The following is a 14879-nucleotide window of genomic DNA, read 5'->3' on the forward strand; positions in this document are numbered from 1 at the left end:
GCCGAGGCTCCGGAGTCCGTGCGACCCCGGGAACGCCCCACAGGGGCCCGCACAGCCGATCCGGCCCCGGGTGTCGAGCAGATCCCCGGTCAAACCGCCCTAGAACTCCGGCCCATGCAGCCGACCTTGTGGTCGCTGTGACCGCCGGCCTCAAAGCAGTACCGGCTGCCCCCGTCGCTATCGGGGGCAGCCGGCCCGCCCACCGTACCTGCACTCACCTGGAGCTCTTGATGATGTACCGCTGTACCCCTTGTGACGCCACGATGCACGCCCCGACGGACACGCCGGCTGTGTTGTGCCCGGGGTGTGATGGGTGGGCGGTCCGGGTGGACAAGCCCACCTCACCCGCCCCCGCCTCGGCTGAGCTCGTGCCGTACTACGCCGCCCCTGACAACGACGTGACCCTGTATGTGGGGGACTGCCGCGAGATCCTGCCCCGTCTCCCCGAGCAGCCCGTCTCGTGCGTCACCGACCCGCCCTATGGGGAGACCGCCGCCGCGTGGGACCGGTGGCCCACCGGCTGGGTCCAGGCCGTCGCCGAGGCTCTCCCCCCGGCCGCATCCCTGTGGTGCTTCGGCTCGGCCCGCATGTTCCTGGAGCAGCGCGACGAGTTCGCCGGGTGGCGGTTCGCCCAGGAGGCCCTGTGGGTCAAGCGGAACGGATCCGGTCCCGGGAGCCGGGACCGTCTCGTCAAGGTCCACGAGTGGGCCTACCACTGGTACCGCGGCGCCTGGGGCGACCTGTACCACGAGTGGGAGCGCGAGCGGACCACCGCGAACAAGGGCACCGTCCGCAAGGCGTCCCGGTCCGCCGAACACCAGCGCGACGGGCGCGCCACGTCGTGGCAGGACGACGGTACCCGTCAGCCCCGTTCCGTGTCGTTCCTGATCGAGGCTCCGTCCGTGCGCTACCGCAAGCGCCACCAGGACGAGAAACCTCTGGCCACCGTTGAGCCGCTGATCCGCGAGTGCACCCCGCCGGGTGGTCTCGTCCTGGACCCGATGGCCGGGAGCGGCACCGTCGCGGAGGCCGCCGTGATGTGCGGCCGCCGGGCGGTCCTGATCGAGCAGTCCGAGGAGTCGGCGGCCGTGATCGTGCAGCGGCTGCAGCAACTCGCGCTCCCCGCCGCATGACCAGCAGTACGCCCGCCCCGGCTGCTACCCGGGGCGGGCGCCCACCGCACATCGTACCGACCACCAGGAGGCCCCTGATGCCCGACACCACCCCCGCCGACCGCCCCGCCGACCGCCCCGCCGACCTGCTGCGCGCCGCCGCTGACCGTGCCCCTGACCCGGCGTTGGCCGGTCTGCTGACGACGCTGGCCGACGCGTCCGACCACCACACCACCGGGGAGTACGGGGCGGTCGCCACCGTGGTGCACCCGGCTCTGGCGGTGGCCCGGCAGCTCCTCGGCACCACCTCCTGCGGTTGCCCGCACCCGGCCGACGAGCACAGCGTCTACGGGTGCGCCGAGGACTGCGCCTGCGAGTGGATGCCGCCGAAGCGCCCCGCCGCCGCGCCCGCGCCTGCCGACCGGGCCGGAGCCCTCCGTGACCGGATTGCTGACGCACTCGCTGCCGCCGATGGCTGGGAGTGGGGTCCGGGCCACGACAGTCTCACGAGCAGCGTCATCGGGCGGTACCTCCGCCGCGCCGACGCGGTCCTCGCCGCCCTGGCCGCTGACGCTGCCGCCGGGGTGCAGCCGCCCACCACGACCGAGGCGGACACCGCCCTCGCCGCCGCAATCCCCGAATGGGAAGCCGTCTACGAGCCGGGCAACGTGTCCGACTACCTCATCGGCTACGCCAACACCGAGGCTGCCGCGAAGGGCGCAGCGATCGCCTGGGTCCTGTCCCAGTCGGACAAGACCGCCGACCGCCTGGAGTGGACCCCCACCCCGCACGGCGACAACTACGACGAGCACTTCGAGCTGAGCGAGCGGCACGACGACGGGGTCGACACCGGGGTCGGTGTCACCGTCCGCCACCGGCTCCATCCGTACACGGCCGCCGACTTCGCGCCCGAGGTAGACGAGGAGCCCGCTGCCCCTGCCGCGCCCGAGGAGCCCCAGTGACCTCAGGTCGGATCGTCGTCGAGGCGGTCCGGTGCACCGGAGGATTCAGTGGCACGTCGCACTACGGAGATCAGCCATGAGTTCAGGGAACGATCGTCGGAGGCGGCGGCAGCCACGGCCTTCTCGTGTACGTCGTCGGGAAGTCGGAGATTCACGTGCTTCGTCATGGTCCCATTCTGGCACTGGTCTCATGTTGGAGCTAGAATGGGACCATGCAGCTTCGGTACAACTTCCGCGTCTACCCGACGTCCGGCCAGCGAGCAGCGCTCGCCCGGACGTTCGGGTGCGCGCGGGTGGTGTACAACGACGCTCTGCGCATTCGGAAGGATGCGCACGCCGCGAAGATGCCCTTCCCCAGGTCGGGCGAGCTGTCCAAGACACTCATCACCCAGGCAAAGCGCACCCCCGAACGAGCGTGGCTGGTCAACGCTCCCGTCGGTGTCATGCAGCAAGCCCTGCGCGACCTCGACGCGGCGTACCGGAACTTCTTCGACTCCATGTCGGGGAAGCGGAAAGGACCCAAGGTTGGCGAGCCCCGCTTCAGGTCGAAGCGGGACAACCGGCAAGTAGCCCGGTACACCAAGTCGGACTGCTTCCGGGTACTGCCGAACGGGAAGCTTCGTCTGCCGAAGGTCGGCGACGTCTCGGTGCGCTGGTCCAGGCAGTTGCCGTCCACCCCCTCGTCAGTGACCGTGATCAAGGATGCGGCCGGACGCTACTTCGTCTCGTTCGTTGTCCAGACCAACCCGTCCGAGGTGCTATCGGAAGCGGGCGGCGAGGTGGGGATCGACCTGGGTCTCACGCACTTCGCGGTCCTCTCCGACGGTCGGAAAGTGGCTGCTCCGAAGCTGTTCCGGCGGGCAGAGAAGCGCCTCCGCAAGGCGCAGCAGAACCTTTCCCGGAAGGCGAAGGGAAGCAGCAACCGCAAGAAGGCCGTGGTCAAGGTTGCACGGGCGCACGCCCGAACAACGGATGCCCGCCGGGACTTTCACCACAAGCTGTCGACCGCGATCATCCGCGAGAACCAAGCGGTGCACGTGGAAAACCTTGCAGTGAGCGGCCTCGGACGGACCCGTCTCGCGAAGTCTGTGCACGACGCCGGATGGTCCACCTTCGTTGGAATGCTGGAGTACAAGGCAACGCGCTACGGCCGCACCTTCGCACGGGTGGACCGGTTCTTTCCCTCCTCGCAGCTCTGTTCGGCTTGCGGGTTCAAGGACGGCCCGAAGCCCCTCAAGGTCCGGACGTGGACTTGCCTCAACTGTGGGGCTGTGCACGACCGCGACGTCAACGCCGCACGCAACATCAAGACCGAAGGACGCAAGGTCGCCGCCGGACGGGCGGAGACCGTAAACGCCTGCGGAGGCTGAGTAACACCTCCGCTCGCGGAGGCATCGGCCGATGAAACAGGAACCCAGCTCAAGGCGCTCCGCCACAACGAGCGCCAGTGAGGGAATCCCCGCCCCCAAAGGGCTGGGAGGACGTCAAACGATGACCACGCCCGAGGCGTTCGGCCACGAGCCCATAGAGGTCGGCGGCGACTGGCCCAACCGGGCCGTCGTATGCGCCCGCTGCCGCTGGAGCTACCCCCAGATAGGGAACCGGCCCGCGCATCGCCGCTACGTCCCCTGGCCCTGCACCTCCGCCGTCGTGCTCGGCCTCGCGCTGCGCACCACCGCCCCCGCCCCTGCTGCAGGGTGATCCCGGCCCACCCAAGGAGACACCGCATGACCCAGCTCGCTGCCGCACTGCACCGTGCCGCCGACCTCGCCGAGACCCACTGGACGCCGGACCCCAACGGCCCTGGCATCTGCTCCCTGCTCAACCAGGCAGCACCCCGCGACGGAAGCCGCCCCGACGAGACCGACCTCTGGGACGCCGTCGTCACCCACCTCAACGAGGAGATGACCGTCGCCTGGGAACGGCAGCCCGGAAGGACCCGAGCCGACGTCGCGGCGCTGCTCCGCGCTGCCACCGCCTGACTGCCCCTGCTGTGTGGCCGCCCCACCACAGGCGGCCACACCCGAACCCCGGAAGGACCACCATGCCCCGACGCCCCGCCCGCTACCGGTCCATCTACGTCAACGGCTGCCCCGTCTGGGAGTGCGGCAGGTGCGGTGACCGCCAACCCCCGGGCACCCGCGAAGCCGACCTGCGCCGCCACGAGAACGCGTGCGGCCAGAGCGAGGAGGCCCGATGAGTATCTACGCGTCCATCCCCGGCATCGACCCCGAGGCCCCCTGCGGCCCGCCGTGGATCTACCAGGGGTCACACATCCTCCCCGATGAGGAAGACCCCCGTGGTGGCGAGATCGGCCTCGCCCTGATCCCCAGCCACATCACCCGCGACGGGCGTGACGACCAGCCCGACGACATGAAGCCGTGGCCCTGGCTGCGCATCCACATCACCATGACCGGCGACCCGACCGCGATCATCAACCCGGCCCAGGCCCGGCGCCTGGCCGCACAACTCATCGACTGGGCAGACCAAGCAGACCAGGAGACCCGGTGACCACCCAGCCCGAGCGTCTCCACCACCTCCTCGACCGGGCCCGGCGCGGCGTCATCCTCCCCGCCGAAGGCGAACAGCTGGCAGGGATCGTCGGCGAGATGGAGGCCGACCTGCACAGCTACGAGGAGGTGGTGGTCGGCGACCTCAACGAGGCCAACACCGGGCTCCAGCGGCAGGCTGCCCGCGCCGAGGCCACCGTGGCCCGTGTCCGGCAGGCCGTCGACGCCGGGCCGGTCGGGCCCTGCTGCGCCCACCTCATCCACGCCGCACTCAACCCGCCGACTGGCCTCACCGCCGAAGAGCGGGAAGCCGCCGACGCCTACGCCGCCAAGCTCAACACCCCACCCAGCGCGGCCACCCTCGCGGCCATCGCGGAACGCATAGCCGACGGCACCGCACCCCGCCGGAAGGTACGGCGGCGGGCCGCCATTGATAGCCCCAGTGATACGGCGCAACAGCACGAGGCCACGTGAACGGCCGACCGCCCTGCGCCTACGGGCACCCCTGCCTCTACGACGACGAGGCAGGGGCCTGCCCCTGCGAAGACCCGCCACCGCCGCCCGTCGATCGGGACACCGAAACCGTCCCCGTCGGCGACTACCTCTGACCGAAGGAGCCCCGCATGATCCGCCAACTCACCGTCCTCCTCACCCCGGAGACGTCCCGCCTGCTGCGCCTGTACCGCGGCCAGTCGCCGGCCACCGTCCTGGCTCGGGCGGTGCGGCTACTCGCGACCGCCGACGGGCACCTCGACGCGGCAGGCAACGTCAAGCCGAGGCGGCCATGAACGCCCTGTCACCGCGGCAGCGAACCATCCTCTGGCACCGAGCCCAAGGTCTCACCGGCCCGCAGATCGCCCACACCATGCACCTTGCGGTAGCCACGATCAGCTACCACGAACGGATCATCTGCCACACCCTGCGGGCCACGAACATCACCCACGCCGTCCACCTCGGCCACCTTCAGCACCTCATCGGTAGCCGGCCCGACTGCGGTGACCGGGCCGCCTACCTCCGGCACCTCCGCCGCGACGAGCGTGCCTGCGCGGCCTGCAAAGCCGCCAACGCCGAACACGCCGTCGCCCAACGCGCCGGCCGACTGAAAGAGGCAGCATGACCGACACGATCACCGCCCCGTGGAGCAGCGAACAGGTCGCCGCCCTCGAACAGTTCCAGACCGCCAGCGGCATGCACCCGTTCACCTGCGGCGCCGACCAGCACACCCAGTCGCCGAGCCTGGTTCCGTCCCACTCTGGGTGGTACTGCCCTGACCCGGCCTGCGACTACCGGCAGGACTGGGCGCACGCGTTCATGGTCGACCCGGCTGCCTGGCCGAGACCGTTCGGGGACCGGCATGGGCCGACACCGGAAGAGGTTCGGGGCATCAAGACCCTCGGGCCATTCCCGGTCTCGGCAGACACCCTCGCAGACGTTCAAGCCCGGCAGGCGTGGGAAGCCCAGGCCGTCGCCGACCATGCGGCCATGACCCGCCGCCGCGCCCTGGCGTTCAACGCCGTCCAACCCGTCCTCGCCAAGCACGACCGGCACCTGCCGCTCAGCGTTCGCCAAGAGATCGCCGACGCTGTGCTCGCGGCCATCGACAATGACGCCGAGGCGACCGCATGATCCCCCGTCTTGCTGGCCGTCTCGCCACGGCCCTCACCCGGTTCGCGCACCGGCACGGCACCCACCATTACCTGTCCACGGGCTGCCTGCACGGGGAGCACGGGTACTGCCAGGGGAAGACCGGGAAGGCCGGGGCAAAGAAGCCGGCGGCTTGCAAATTCTGTGGGGCCAGCTGCCAGTGCCGCTGCCACCACAACTGACCCCGGACACGCCGCGGCCCCCACCCAGACGGGTAGGGGCCGCTTTGTCGTGCTGGGTTAGCCGCCCTGGGGTCCCGCGAACCGACCGCCGTCACGGGCCGCGCCATGCCGCCCTCGGCCCGGCCGGGCAGCGTGCTTCGCCTGCACCTCGTCAGCCGAGTACTGGGACTCTCCGCGCCGGCCCGGCTCCCGGCCCTGCGACTCGATACCCCACCGCGACAGCTGCTTGCGGGCGCTGCCGTTCGCGGACGGGCCAGTGAAGCCCAGGAACTTCGCGACCATGCTCACCGTCCACAGCTCCACAGGGCGGCCGTAGCCGAGCAGCTCCAGCTCGGGAATGTCCTGCACCCGTGCCGCGGTCCGGGCGGCGGGCAGCCACTCGTTGACTCGATGCCAGGCAGCCGATGAACCGCCACCGAGCGGCCCGGACGACGACAGCAGCCCCTTCAGCTCGGCCAGTGCCGCACTGTCGCCCCCATCAGCCACCAGCCGCATGAGAGGACGAGCGATGCGGATGGCGTAGTGCCCCACGGCCTCGGTCTCATCCAGGTCGTCCGCGTTCAGCGTCAGCTGAACCAGCGGCTGGTGCAAGACCGCGCCGGGTGCGAACACGGAAGCCACCGCATCACCGCGGCGGGGCCGGCGCGTCGCCTCACACCACCACTGGGCAGCCACGTCAACACCGTGGTGCTCAGGGCCGTAGTTGGCGGAGAAGGAACTCTCGACGAGGACGGGCACGTCGACCGGGACGGGGGGCAACTGTACGGGCATGATCGGGCCTCTCGGATCGCAAACTGGTTACTTGGCGAGCTGGTCGCGGAGCTGCTCGGCGAGGTCGAGGACGGTTTCGACCGGCAGGTCGCGGGTTCCGGCGTAGCTGGTGGAGATGCGCCCGTTGTCGCGGGAGTAGACCCCGTTGGAACCGAAGTCGCCCTCCAGGTTGGACAGGGCGATGGAGGCGTTCATGAGGACGGTAAGGGTGTGGAGGCGGTCGCCGAGGTCGGTGATGGAGTCGATGCGGTCGGCGAGGAGCGGGGCCAGGCCGCGGATGACGGTGATGGTCTCGTCGCCGCGCTGCCGGGTGCGGACCTTCGGGGTGATCGTGGCGCCGGCGTGGGGGCCTGCGGTGATGGCGTAGGTGGCGGTGAGGTCGATCATGTTGACCTGCTTCCGGGTGCGGCGGTTGCCGATGGCGATGCGGCGGGCGAGGGAGGCGGCGTCGATGATCCAGCGGCCGGCGGTCTTGGTGGCGGCGATGATGCCGCGGCGGGCCCAGGTGCGGATGGTGGCGGGGGTGACGTGGGCCTGGAGTGCGGCGGCGGTGGTGTTCATCGGGTCTCCCTCGGTGGCGATGACTCCATAATGCCTCACGGTGAGGCGTTATGGGAAGGGGTGTCACCCAGAAGAGTGAGAACCCATCAGAAACCCCAGCTCACAGCCACCAACCTGCCAAGCTCACCACGCCCACACCACAACCAGGAGAACCCCATGACCCCCTACGCCGAACTCGCCCAGCACCTCAACACCGTCCTCGCCAACGACCCCACCCCACAAGCCGCCGCACACCGCACCGCCATCACCACCTGCACCGAGCTCCTCGACATGGGCCACCCCCTCGACGACCCCATCGTCACCAAGCTCCGGGAAGGCATCCTCGAAGGCGTCCTCACGCCCATCGCCAACCTCTACGCCGACACCCCCGGCTTCCCCACCGCCTGGCGCAACGTCGACCCCTGGCGCTGACCCGCTACAGGTCGAGCACCGCCCAAACGCAGGCAGGGGCGTAGGCCGCGGGCGTTAGAACTTCATGGCGGGGTGGCACTTCGGGCACGGCACCGAGGCAAGCAACCCGTCCCAGCCGGCCTCGTCTCGCCGCCGGGTGACCTCGTCACACTCGGGTTCCCCGCAGTGCTTCCATTTCTCCCACCCCTGCGGCCGTGCCCCGTTCCGCCCCTCCTCTTCCAGGCGCCGCCACGAGTCCTGGTACGGCCTGTGCGGGCCCGAACGCCCGGCGAGCTGCATCCACCCGTCCACGACTGCGTCCGTGCCCTCCAGGGGGCGTCTCGCAGCCTCGCGGAACGTGACTGAGTCCGGGAGCTCGTCCGCGCCCAGCCGGTGCGCGTACACCGCGGCAGCAGAGTTCACCGCCGCACCACCCAGATCCAGGTAGGTCTTCAAGTCCTGCTCCGCCCAGCCGGCGTCCAGGGCGGCAGCGATAAGGGCGACCAGCCGGCCACGTTGCATCGACCCCGGCGGGCGGCCCCGGAAGTCCAGGGCGGCCACGAACGGCTCGGCCAGTGGGTGCAGCTCGGCCGAAGGGGGAGCCACCGCTACCCCTTGCCCGACGGAAGGCCCAGTCGTGGCTGGCCCTTCGAAGAAGGAATCGCCACCGCCGCCTCCCTCGGTGGCCGACTCCCGGGCTGCAGGCAACGACTCCGCCGCAGGGGAGGAGGAGGTGTTAGAGGGGGTCTTAAAAGAGGAGACAGGAGGAGTAGGGGTCACCTGAGAGATGACCCTTTCCGCACCTGTCAGGTGACCCTTTCGCTCAAGAGGGTCACCTGAGGAGTGACCCTGAGGGTCATCTGAGAGGTGACCCTTCTCCGGGCCGTCCTCCGAAAGGGTCACCTCCGGGGTGACCCTCTCTGGCCGGGTGCAGTGTCCTCTCCAGCCATCATGCGGAGCCTCCGGGCACAGCTGCGCGAGCCGGTACACCGCGACCTGGCCGACATGCCCCTGCGCGTGCTGAACCAGGACGCCCTTCTTGATCAGCTTGCCGATCGAGTTCTTCCACCCCGCCGCCGACTTGTTCGCCCGATGCAGCACGTACTCCGCATGCACCGGACCCCACGTCAGCCGGCTCTGGTCGTTCGCGTTCTCGGCAAGCAGCAGCAGGTCGCTCCGCTCGCCCGCGGTCAACCCGGCGTCCTGCCAGTGATCCAACACCTCAACGATCAGACGCACACCCACAACCGGCCCCCTCTCGCCAGGCCTGGCACGGCAACAGACAGCACAAACACAGCACTCCTACGGGGACAACGCGGGACCCGCCCGCCGATCTGGAAACGGCCGGGCAGCACCAGCTGCCCGGCCGTGAGAAACCGCAGGGGCTGATCAGCCCATCTGGCGGTGCAACACCCGCACGTTGTCCGTGAACGCGATCAGGCTGGCCACGAACATCTCCACATCAAGACCTGACGAGCCCTGCTCCTCCTCGCCCTGCACGTACAGGACCGTCTCGCCGATGTCGTCCAGCTCATCCAGGCGGAACAGTTCCGCCCGGACCAACGTCACCGTGTCGGTCTCACCCGACAGCTTCAGCTCGAGAGCGCGCGACCGGTGGGCGGTGTCCCGCGGCGACGAGTTGTGACCCGCCGGGAAGTTCCGGTCCTTGCACCACGACGGGCACGCCGTCGGATGCGCGGTCGGAGCGGACGGAGCCGGCGGCGGAGGGGGAACCGGAGCCGACAGGACCGGGAGGGACGAGGTGCTGTGCGCTACAGTCATGGTGAACCTTTCACAGTGGGTTCTCTGATCAGCGAGGGGCAAACTCGCTGTTCAATCAGGCCGGACGGGTCCAACCGTCCGGCCTTCTGCATGCGTGGCCACCGGCTTCCGCCGACGTTCACTCACGGTTCCACGTTAGACATTCGTTGGACATTGCGCAACGACTTCCTAGACCGAATGTCCATCCGTGAGGCAGGATGGCTACATGGACATGGACTGGAAGGGGCTGGGGAAAGAGGTCCGGCGCGAGCGCGAGCGCGATGGGCTCAGCCAAGAGGCGCTCGCCGAGAAGGCGCAGATCTCCAGGATGACGCTGCACAGCATCGAAAGCGGCATGCAGCGCAAGCGAATCCCGCCCTCACTTCCCAAGATCGAAGAAGCTCTAGGCTGGCCCGCCGGGCACGGAATCTCGGTACTCCGAGGTGAGGCCGCCATGTTCGTGTCATCAGAGGACCGGGACGAAGCCGTTCGCCACGCTGTGCAACAGGCAGCCCTCGCGGTCAGTGACCACCTGACGTCGGCAGAGATCAACGCCATGGCCCAGCGGACGCTTGACACCCTCAAGGGGCGGGGTCTGATCTAGGCCGCCGCCACCCGCCTTCGAGCCGACATGGCGGGTGGCGGCAAAGGGCTAGGCGGGTGGAGCTAGCCAGCCGCTTTCTGCTGCCCAGCAAGCCGGCAGAAAGTTGGCGAGCAGCGACTGCCTTGCGGCCCCGGCCGTAAGCCTCTGACCGTATGGGCGAAACTCCGCCATGGCGGGCATCAGGACTTCGTCCTTGAGTGCGTACACGCCTACGTAGTGACGGTTGTCCTGTGCCAGTACGTCGGTCCAGAGCAGGCCGCTCATGTCCACGCGAACTTCGCCCACTTCAGCGTTGCCCGCTACGCGAAGCATCGTTACGGGCTCATCGAAGAGAACCAGGCCGTGCGGGAAGGGTGATGTGAGGCTCCCTTCGTAGGACACTGCTTGTAGCTCTGCCAACTGACATTCATCCGGCGTCATCCGGCGCATGGAAGCCAGTGAGAGTCCTCGTAGGAAGACCTGCCTCAGGACCGGGCCCGGGCGACCAGCCTTCTCGTGTTGGATGGTGCTGTTGGCCAAGTAGGTCCACAGGTTGTCGAGTCGCGGGTCGGATAACAGCTCCATGGTGGTGGAGCGCAGCTCCTGCAAATCGTCCTGGTGCATGCGTTGTTAGCTCCCATTCAAAGCGGCGTCGAGGTAGTCCTGCACGGGCCCGAACAGCCCCCACGGCACGTACTCCGGAATCTCCCCGTGCGTGATCCACGCCACCGCGGCGATCTCCTCCGCGTCCCCGACGATCGCATCACCGGAGATCAGCTCGCACGCCACATACGTCATCGGCACCCCCGTCTGAGGGTGCACCCGATCACCGAGAACCCGCACGGCCTTGACCTCCAGGCCAACCTCCTCCGCCGTCTCCCGCACCGCGGCCTGCTCCGGAGTCTCCCCGGCCTCGATGCCGCCGCCGGGGAACGCCCACAGCAACTTCCCCTCCCGCTGCCGGCGCCGGATCATCAGCACCTTCCCGCCGTCGACGATGATCGCCGTGGAGACGGGGGGCTGCACACTCTGCTCGGTCACGCTGCCTCCAAGGCACTCAAGATCGGCGGGTAGATGTTCTCGGCAGGGATGAAACGGGTCAGGGCGGCGAGTGGCACCCAGGCGACGTCCATGTTCTCGACCGCGTCCAGATTGCTGGCCTCGCCGGCGAGATAGTCGCAGAGCACGTAGCTGGCCAGCACCCTGGTTTTCGGGTGGACCCGGGTGCCGAGCTCCTCGCGGACCGCCACATGGACCCCGGTCTCAGCGTGGGTCTCCTGCACCGCCACCGTCGTGGCCGCGGCGCCGGGCTTGCACATGCCCGCCGGAAACTGCCAGCTAAGCGCGTCGTCGCCGCGGCGGCACACCAGGAGTACCTCGGTGCCACGCAACACCACGGCGATCGCGACCCGCAGCGCCTGCGTCTCGGCCTCGGCGGGCTCCTCGGGCGGGCGGGACAGAACGGAGAAGCGACGTCTCACGTGCTCGTTGGCCCTCTCGTAGGTGGTGTCGAGGGCCTGCTGCATCTCGGTGCGCGGGACGATCTCCGGGTTCCTGTGCCAGCCGGCGACCGTGCGAACCGCGACACCGAGCCTGGCGGCGAAGCTCTCGTTCGTCATGCGGAGCGCGGCCTGCAAGGCGCAGGCGGTGCGGCCGGTCCACGTGGTGACGTTCACTATCCGGCTCCCCGGGTCGTGGCGCTGCGGTTCTGCATCACTGCTGCACTGCTACTGCACTAGGGGCCGATCCGGTGCACTGCCACCGCACTGGCGGTTCATGTTCCGGTAAGCCGGCCGCCGGTTGACTTGAGGGCATGACAGACACTCGGCTACTCGCCTTGGCCGTACTGGAAGGCTCGCTGGTAGGAGACGCCGCCCATGATCTCGGCGACCTCTTTCCACTTCTTCCCTTCGGCGCGCAGCCCTTGGGCGACCTCTTGGAGGTGGGTGCGCTTGAGGGATTCGAAGAGTTCCTCGGCTTCCCGGATGGTCCTGTAGCGCTCGCTGAGATCGCCGATGGCTCTGAGGTGGGCGTTCAGCGGGGCGAAGGAGGTGTCCAGGGAGTCGGTCATGTCCTGAGAGTAGAGGTGTTCCGACACTCTCTCAAGATGCGTCTTGACTGGATGTGTCGAGCCGCCTACTGTCTACCTCGTAACCACTTCTCAAGCCTCGACTTGAGAGGAGGTGCTGTTCACTCCTACCGGATTCGTCCGCGAGCAGCACACAACAAAAAACGGGCCGGACGCCTGCGACTCCTACATCGCGCAGCATCCGACCCTCACCGCCAAGGTCTATGAAGGAGACCCCGATGGCTGTGCAGAACTCTACCGTCGAGCGCCCCGCGCTCAGCGACCTGTCCCCGGCCGACATCGCCGCCCACGAGGCCGGCTCGTATGTCCGCCGCCCGGCCCAGGTCACTCAGGACTCCCCGACTCCGCCCGCGGACCCGGCTGCTCGCCGCCGGTTTATTGCGCAGCGGGGGTGGTGATGGTGCTGGCTCCGGCGTTCGCGTTCGATGAGCAGTACCGGGCTGAGGGCCTCGCAGTCCGCGCCGAGGAGATCGCGACCACCCCCGACCACCCGTCGGCCGGCTCCCTGTACCTGTATCAGGAGTCTGCTCGGGCCGCGTTCGAGACGGCCGCCGCGCACACGGTTCAGCCCGATGAGGGTTGGCGGTTGTGACCGCCGCCGAGTACGAGGCGCTGCGCCGGAAGGTCGCCGAGGCGAACGAGCGCAGCCGAAACAACAGCGGCAAGTAACACCCCACTGACCGCCGTGCTGGCGGGGACGATCCGTTCCCCCGCGGCCTCCGCCAGCACGGCTCTCCACCCATCTTGCTCACCCCACCACCTCACAGATAGGCACCCCCATGTCTCCGTACCTGATGACCGCGTCTGCTCTCGCTGCTCTTTCCGATGGCGACGACGCCGCTACGGACGAGCTCGCCGCCCGCCGTCGGGCCAATACGACTGTCGCCCAGGCCCAGTTGGCCGCCGTGGTCGCCGATCCGGACCGCCTGAGCGTGAACCTGCTGACCGAGTTCCGTGCCGCCTGGTCCACCGGCGACCACGACCAGATGTCGGCGGTGATGCTCGCGGCGATCGACCTGGACCGGTCGGCCCCGGGGGCCCCGCGGCTGATGGACGAGATCCGCGGCCTGTCGACGCCGGCTGCCGCCTGACCCCCGGCCTGCCCTGTCGCCCCCAACCCCCGGGTTGGTGGCGGCGGAGTGGCCCGGGAACCACCCGGACCCAACACCTGAGGAGGAGGCTTGCATGGGGCTGTTCAGCCGGATCACCGACACTGCGACCGAGGTCAGTGGCCACGCCGCACTCAGCAAGGACATCCGTAAGGCCGTCGAGGGCGGCGACCAGGAGGCTGCGGCCACGTTCCGGACCGGCACCCTCGCGGCTGCGCTGACCACCAAGGGCTGCAGTGCCCGCGGCCAGGAGGTCGCGGACTACGTCGAGAAGGTCGTCGCCAAGGAAGGCGACAGTCGGCGCGCCGGCTGGCTGAACCGCTGACCCATCGCCCCGGATTACGGCGTGAGGCTGCCGGTTCGAATCCGGCCCGGGGCGCCACCGACCGACCTCACTCACCACCGAGCCCAGGAAGGGCCGAACCGTGAAGAAGCTGATGCTGATCGCCGCAGCCCTGGCGCTGCTGATTCTGTTCCCCGGCCTCGCCCAGGCGACCGCCGCCGTGCTGGCCGCGACCGTGCAGTTCGTTGCCGCCCAGCCGGTGCTGCTCGGCTTCGGGCTTGGTGTCGCCACCATCGCCCACCTGCGCGGCAAGAACCCCGCCACCGTCCGCACCTGACCCGGAAGGCCCACCGCCATGACCACGCAGACCGAGACCGCCTGGCCCGAGAACGTCATCGCCCGCTACCTCACCGTCGGCGGCGCCACCGTCGACATGTTCGAAGAGTCCGGCTACTACATCCCGACCCCGCCAACCCAGACCCGCGCGCACTGCAACGGCTGCGGCGAGGAGCAGATCGAGGAGTGGGGCTTCAGCATCAGCGCCCACGAGTACGGCCGGGAGCAGCCTGCCGACTTCGACGCAAACGGCCAGTGGGTTACGCCCCGGGTTCACCAGTGGGCGCAGTCCCACGCCGAGACCTGCCGCGCCATCCCCAAGCCCGCCTGACCGCCCCCCCCACGCACCCGAAAGGACCCCGCCGTGACCACGCAGGCCGAGACCCCCGAGCCCGTCACCTACCACTGGATCGCCACCATCCAGACCGCCCGAGGTCAGATCGCGACCGACGACGGCCCGGTTACCGCAGTCCCTGGGGTTCACACCCACACCACCATCTACCAGAACATCCAGGCCTACCTCGAAGAGAAGTACGGGGCGAACTTCGTGGTTCTGTTCTTCTCCCTCACGCCCGACCAGCTCTGA

The 14879-nt window shown here is 69.1% G+C and carries 29 protein-coding genes; 20 read left to right on the forward strand and 9 right to left on the reverse strand.

Annotated features, from left to right (window positions below):
• The first annotated feature begins 326 nt into the window (after nt 1–326).
• Entirely contained in the window at nt 327–1133 is an 807-nt protein-coding gene (locus IE140_RS22370; RefSeq protein ID WP_167533532.1) for a DNA-methyltransferase, read from the forward strand.
• A 77-nt stretch (nt 1134–1210) separates the two neighbouring features.
• Nucleotides 1211–2074: a hypothetical protein gene (locus IE140_RS22375; protein WP_150196513.1), complete on the forward strand. Its 864-nt coding sequence runs from the start codon at nt 1211–1213 to the stop codon at nt 2072–2074.
• A 2-nt stretch (nt 2075–2076) separates the two neighbouring features.
• On the opposite strand, the gene IE140_RS22380 is transcribed toward IE140_RS22375, so the two are convergent.
• On the reverse strand, nt 2077–2241 hold the full coding sequence (locus tag IE140_RS22380; protein ID WP_167533531.1) for a toxin-antitoxin system HicB family antitoxin: 165 nt from the start codon (nt 2239–2241) through the stop codon (nt 2077–2079).
• Between the two features lie 45 nt (nt 2242–2286).
• Here IE140_RS22380 and IE140_RS22385 point away from each other — a divergent pair, with 45 nt between their 5' ends.
• The 9 genes from IE140_RS22385 (at nt 2287) to IE140_RS22425 (ending at nt 6210) form a co-directional block, all read left to right on the forward strand.
• Nucleotides 2287–3444 (forward strand): RNA-guided endonuclease InsQ/TnpB family protein, encoded by a 1158-nt coding sequence (locus IE140_RS22385; RefSeq protein ID WP_150196512.1) that lies wholly within the window; start codon nt 2287–2289, stop codon nt 3442–3444.
• Nucleotides 3445–3565: 121 nt separating this feature from the next.
• Complete coding sequence (locus tag IE140_RS22390) at nt 3566–3775, forward strand: hypothetical protein (RefSeq protein WP_150196511.1); 210 nt, start codon at nt 3566–3568, stop codon at nt 3773–3775.
• Between the two features lie 26 nt (nt 3776–3801).
• Nucleotides 3802–4056: a DUF6197 family protein gene (locus IE140_RS22395; RefSeq protein ID WP_150196510.1), complete on the forward strand. Its 255-nt coding sequence runs from the start codon at nt 3802–3804 to the stop codon at nt 4054–4056.
• A 62-nt stretch (nt 4057–4118) separates the two neighbouring features.
• Nucleotides 4119–4274, forward strand: a complete 156-nt coding sequence (locus IE140_RS22400) for a hypothetical protein (protein ID WP_167533530.1) — start codon at nt 4119–4121, stop codon at nt 4272–4274.
• Entirely contained in the window at nt 4271–4585 is a 315-nt protein-coding gene (locus tag IE140_RS22405; protein ID WP_150196509.1) for a hypothetical protein, read from the forward strand. Before IE140_RS22400 ends, IE140_RS22405 begins: the two co-directional genes overlap by 4 nt.
• Nucleotides 4582–5058 (forward strand): hypothetical protein, encoded by a 477-nt coding sequence (locus IE140_RS22410; protein WP_150196508.1) that lies wholly within the window; start codon nt 4582–4584, stop codon nt 5056–5058. Before IE140_RS22405 ends, IE140_RS22410 begins: the two co-directional genes overlap by 4 nt.
• 149 nt (nt 5059–5207) lie before the next feature.
• Nucleotides 5208–5372, forward strand: coding sequence for a hypothetical protein (locus IE140_RS22415; RefSeq protein WP_167533529.1), 165 nt, complete (start codon nt 5208–5210; stop codon nt 5370–5372).
• On the forward strand, nt 5369–5701 hold the full coding sequence (locus IE140_RS22420; protein WP_150196507.1) for a LuxR C-terminal-related transcriptional regulator: 333 nt from the start codon (nt 5369–5371) through the stop codon (nt 5699–5701). Before IE140_RS22415 ends, IE140_RS22420 begins: the two co-directional genes overlap by 4 nt.
• Nucleotides 5698–6210 carry a hypothetical protein gene (locus IE140_RS22425; RefSeq protein ID WP_150196506.1) on the forward strand — a complete coding sequence of 171 codons (513 nt, stop codon included), beginning with the start codon at nt 5698–5700 and terminating at the stop codon, nt 6208–6210. Before IE140_RS22420 ends, IE140_RS22425 begins: the two co-directional genes overlap by 4 nt.
• A 257-nt stretch (nt 6211–6467) precedes the next feature.
• On the opposite strand, the gene IE140_RS36135 is transcribed toward IE140_RS22425, so the two are convergent.
• Both IE140_RS36135 and IE140_RS22435 read right to left on the reverse strand, forming a co-directional pair.
• Nucleotides 6468–7181, reverse strand: a complete 714-nt coding sequence (locus tag IE140_RS36135; RefSeq protein ID WP_229826870.1) for a hypothetical protein — start codon at nt 7179–7181, stop codon at nt 6468–6470.
• 27 nt (nt 7182–7208) lie between these two features.
• Entirely contained in the window at nt 7209–7742 is a 534-nt protein-coding gene (locus IE140_RS22435; RefSeq protein WP_150196505.1) for a helix-turn-helix domain-containing protein, read from the reverse strand.
• 156 nt (nt 7743–7898) lie between these two features.
• Here IE140_RS22435 and IE140_RS22440 point away from each other — a divergent pair, with 156 nt between their 5' ends.
• Entirely contained in the window at nt 7899–8153 is a 255-nt protein-coding gene (locus IE140_RS22440; RefSeq protein ID WP_150196504.1) for a hypothetical protein, read from the forward strand.
• 54 nt (nt 8154–8207) lie between these two features.
• On the opposite strand, the gene IE140_RS22445 is transcribed toward IE140_RS22440, so the two are convergent.
• The gene (locus IE140_RS22445) at nt 8208–9377 is read right to left on the reverse strand and encodes a hypothetical protein (RefSeq protein ID WP_150196503.1); all 1170 of its coding nucleotides are present in this window, start codon (nt 9375–9377) and stop codon (nt 8208–8210) included.
• A 144-nt stretch (nt 9378–9521) separates the two neighbouring features.
• Nucleotides 9522–9914, reverse strand: coding sequence for a DUF6907 domain-containing protein (locus tag IE140_RS36640; protein ID WP_373296186.1), 393 nt, complete (start codon nt 9912–9914; stop codon nt 9522–9524).
• 205 nt (nt 9915–10119) lie between these two features.
• On the opposite strand from IE140_RS36640, the gene IE140_RS22455 reads away from it, so the two are divergent.
• Nucleotides 10120–10497, forward strand: a complete 378-nt coding sequence (locus IE140_RS22455) for a helix-turn-helix transcriptional regulator (protein WP_150196501.1) — start codon at nt 10120–10122, stop codon at nt 10495–10497.
• Between the two features lie 48 nt (nt 10498–10545).
• Here the strand turns inward: IE140_RS22455 and IE140_RS22460 are convergent, their stop codons facing one another.
• From IE140_RS22460 to IE140_RS22475, 4 genes are all read right to left on the reverse strand, one after another.
• The gene (locus tag IE140_RS22460; protein ID WP_150196500.1) at nt 10546–11100 is read right to left on the reverse strand and encodes a hypothetical protein; all 555 of its coding nucleotides are present in this window, start codon (nt 11098–11100) and stop codon (nt 10546–10548) included.
• 6 nt (nt 11101–11106) lie between these two features.
• Entirely contained in the window at nt 11107–11517 is a 411-nt protein-coding gene (locus tag IE140_RS22465) for an NUDIX hydrolase (protein ID WP_150196499.1), read from the reverse strand.
• Complete coding sequence (locus tag IE140_RS22470) at nt 11514–12095, reverse strand: NUDIX hydrolase (protein WP_150196522.1); 582 nt, start codon at nt 12093–12095, stop codon at nt 11514–11516. The genes IE140_RS22465 and IE140_RS22470 overlap by 4 nt, the downstream gene beginning before the upstream one ends.
• Before the next feature lie 209 nt (nt 12096–12304).
• Nucleotides 12305–12547 carry a hypothetical protein gene (locus IE140_RS22475; protein WP_150196498.1) on the reverse strand — a complete coding sequence of 81 codons (243 nt, stop codon included), beginning with the start codon at nt 12545–12547 and terminating at the stop codon, nt 12305–12307.
• A 236-nt stretch (nt 12548–12783) separates the two neighbouring features.
• Between IE140_RS22475 and IE140_RS22480 the strand changes: the two genes are divergently transcribed.
• The 7 genes from IE140_RS22480 (at nt 12784) to IE140_RS22510 (ending at nt 14879) form a co-directional block, all read left to right on the forward strand.
• Nucleotides 12784–12963: a hypothetical protein gene (locus IE140_RS22480; RefSeq protein ID WP_150196497.1), complete on the forward strand. Its 180-nt coding sequence runs from the start codon at nt 12784–12786 to the stop codon at nt 12961–12963.
• On the forward strand, nt 12963–13157 hold the full coding sequence (locus IE140_RS22485; protein WP_150196496.1) for a hypothetical protein: 195 nt from the start codon (nt 12963–12965) through the stop codon (nt 13155–13157). Before IE140_RS22480 ends, IE140_RS22485 begins: the two co-directional genes overlap by 1 nt.
• 187 nt (nt 13158–13344) lie before the next feature.
• Nucleotides 13345–13656 carry a hypothetical protein gene (locus IE140_RS22490; protein ID WP_150196495.1) on the forward strand — a complete coding sequence of 104 codons (312 nt, stop codon included), beginning with the start codon at nt 13345–13347 and terminating at the stop codon, nt 13654–13656.
• A 94-nt stretch (nt 13657–13750) separates the two neighbouring features.
• The gene (locus IE140_RS22495; protein WP_229826871.1) at nt 13751–13999 is read left to right on the forward strand and encodes a hypothetical protein; all 249 of its coding nucleotides are present in this window, start codon (nt 13751–13753) and stop codon (nt 13997–13999) included.
• Nucleotides 14000–14099: 100 nt separating this feature from the next.
• Entirely contained in the window at nt 14100–14294 is a 195-nt protein-coding gene (locus IE140_RS22500; protein WP_150196494.1) for a hypothetical protein, read from the forward strand.
• A gap of 18 nt (nt 14295–14312) precedes the next feature.
• Complete coding sequence (locus IE140_RS22505) at nt 14313–14624, forward strand: hypothetical protein (RefSeq protein WP_150196493.1); 312 nt, start codon at nt 14313–14315, stop codon at nt 14622–14624.
• A gap of 33 nt (nt 14625–14657) precedes the next feature.
• A complete protein-coding gene (locus IE140_RS22510; RefSeq protein WP_150196492.1) occupies nt 14658–14879 on the forward strand; it encodes a hypothetical protein in 222 nt (73 codons plus the stop codon).

Source organism: Streptomyces parvus, from assembly GCF_014648875.1.
In the GTDB taxonomy this organism is placed as follows: domain Bacteria; phylum Actinomycetota; class Actinomycetes; order Streptomycetales; family Streptomycetaceae; genus Streptomyces; species Streptomyces parvus.

Coding starts and splice junctions, on each gene's coding strand:
- IE140_RS22375 (WP_150196513.1), top strand. CDS start 1,211: ATGCCCGACACCACCCCCGCCGACCGCCCCGCCGACCGCCCCGCCGAC.
- IE140_RS22380 (WP_167533531.1), bottom strand. CDS start 2,241: ATGACGAAGCACGTGAATCTCCGACTTCCCGACGACGTACACGAGAAG.
- IE140_RS22385 (WP_150196512.1), top strand. CDS start 2,287: ATGCAGCTTCGGTACAACTTCCGCGTCTACCCGACGTCCGGCCAGCGA.
- IE140_RS22390 (WP_150196511.1), top strand. CDS start 3,566: ATGACCACGCCCGAGGCGTTCGGCCACGAGCCCATAGAGGTCGGCGGC.
- IE140_RS22395 (WP_150196510.1), top strand. CDS start 3,802: ATGACCCAGCTCGCTGCCGCACTGCACCGTGCCGCCGACCTCGCCGAG.
- IE140_RS22400 (WP_167533530.1), top strand. CDS start 4,119: ATGCCCCGACGCCCCGCCCGCTACCGGTCCATCTACGTCAACGGCTGC.
- IE140_RS22405 (WP_150196509.1), top strand. CDS start 4,271: ATGAGTATCTACGCGTCCATCCCCGGCATCGACCCCGAGGCCCCCTGC.
- IE140_RS22415 (WP_167533529.1), top strand. CDS start 5,208: ATGATCCGCCAACTCACCGTCCTCCTCACCCCGGAGACGTCCCGCCTG.
- IE140_RS22420 (WP_150196507.1), top strand. CDS start 5,369: ATGAACGCCCTGTCACCGCGGCAGCGAACCATCCTCTGGCACCGAGCC.
- IE140_RS22425 (WP_150196506.1), top strand. CDS start 5,698: ATGACCGACACGATCACCGCCCCGTGGAGCAGCGAACAGGTCGCCGCC.
- IE140_RS36135 (WP_229826870.1), bottom strand. CDS start 7,181: ATGCCCGTACAGTTGCCCCCCGTCCCGGTCGACGTGCCCGTCCTCGTC.
- IE140_RS22435 (WP_150196505.1), bottom strand. CDS start 7,742: ATGAACACCACCGCCGCCGCACTCCAGGCCCACGTCACCCCCGCCACC.
- IE140_RS22440 (WP_150196504.1), top strand. CDS start 7,899: ATGACCCCCTACGCCGAACTCGCCCAGCACCTCAACACCGTCCTCGCC.
- IE140_RS36640 (WP_373296186.1), bottom strand. CDS start 9,914: ATGACTGTAGCGCACAGCACCTCGTCCCTCCCGGTCCTGTCGGCTCCG.
- IE140_RS22455 (WP_150196501.1), top strand. CDS start 10,120: ATGGACATGGACTGGAAGGGGCTGGGGAAAGAGGTCCGGCGCGAGCGC.
- IE140_RS22460 (WP_150196500.1), bottom strand. CDS start 11,100: ATGCACCAGGACGATTTGCAGGAGCTGCGCTCCACCACCATGGAGCTG.
- IE140_RS22470 (WP_150196522.1), bottom strand. CDS start 12,095: ATGACGAACGAGAGCTTCGCCGCCAGGCTCGGTGTCGCGGTTCGCACG.
- IE140_RS22475 (WP_150196498.1), bottom strand. CDS start 12,547: ATGACCGACTCCCTGGACACCTCCTTCGCCCCGCTGAACGCCCACCTC.
- IE140_RS22480 (WP_150196497.1), top strand. CDS start 12,784: ATGGCTGTGCAGAACTCTACCGTCGAGCGCCCCGCGCTCAGCGACCTG.
- IE140_RS22485 (WP_150196496.1), top strand. CDS start 12,963: ATGGTGCTGGCTCCGGCGTTCGCGTTCGATGAGCAGTACCGGGCTGAG.
- IE140_RS22490 (WP_150196495.1), top strand. CDS start 13,345: ATGTCTCCGTACCTGATGACCGCGTCTGCTCTCGCTGCTCTTTCCGAT.
- IE140_RS22495 (WP_229826871.1), top strand. CDS start 13,751: ATGGGGCTGTTCAGCCGGATCACCGACACTGCGACCGAGGTCAGTGGC.
- IE140_RS22505 (WP_150196493.1), top strand. CDS start 14,313: ATGACCACGCAGACCGAGACCGCCTGGCCCGAGAACGTCATCGCCCGC.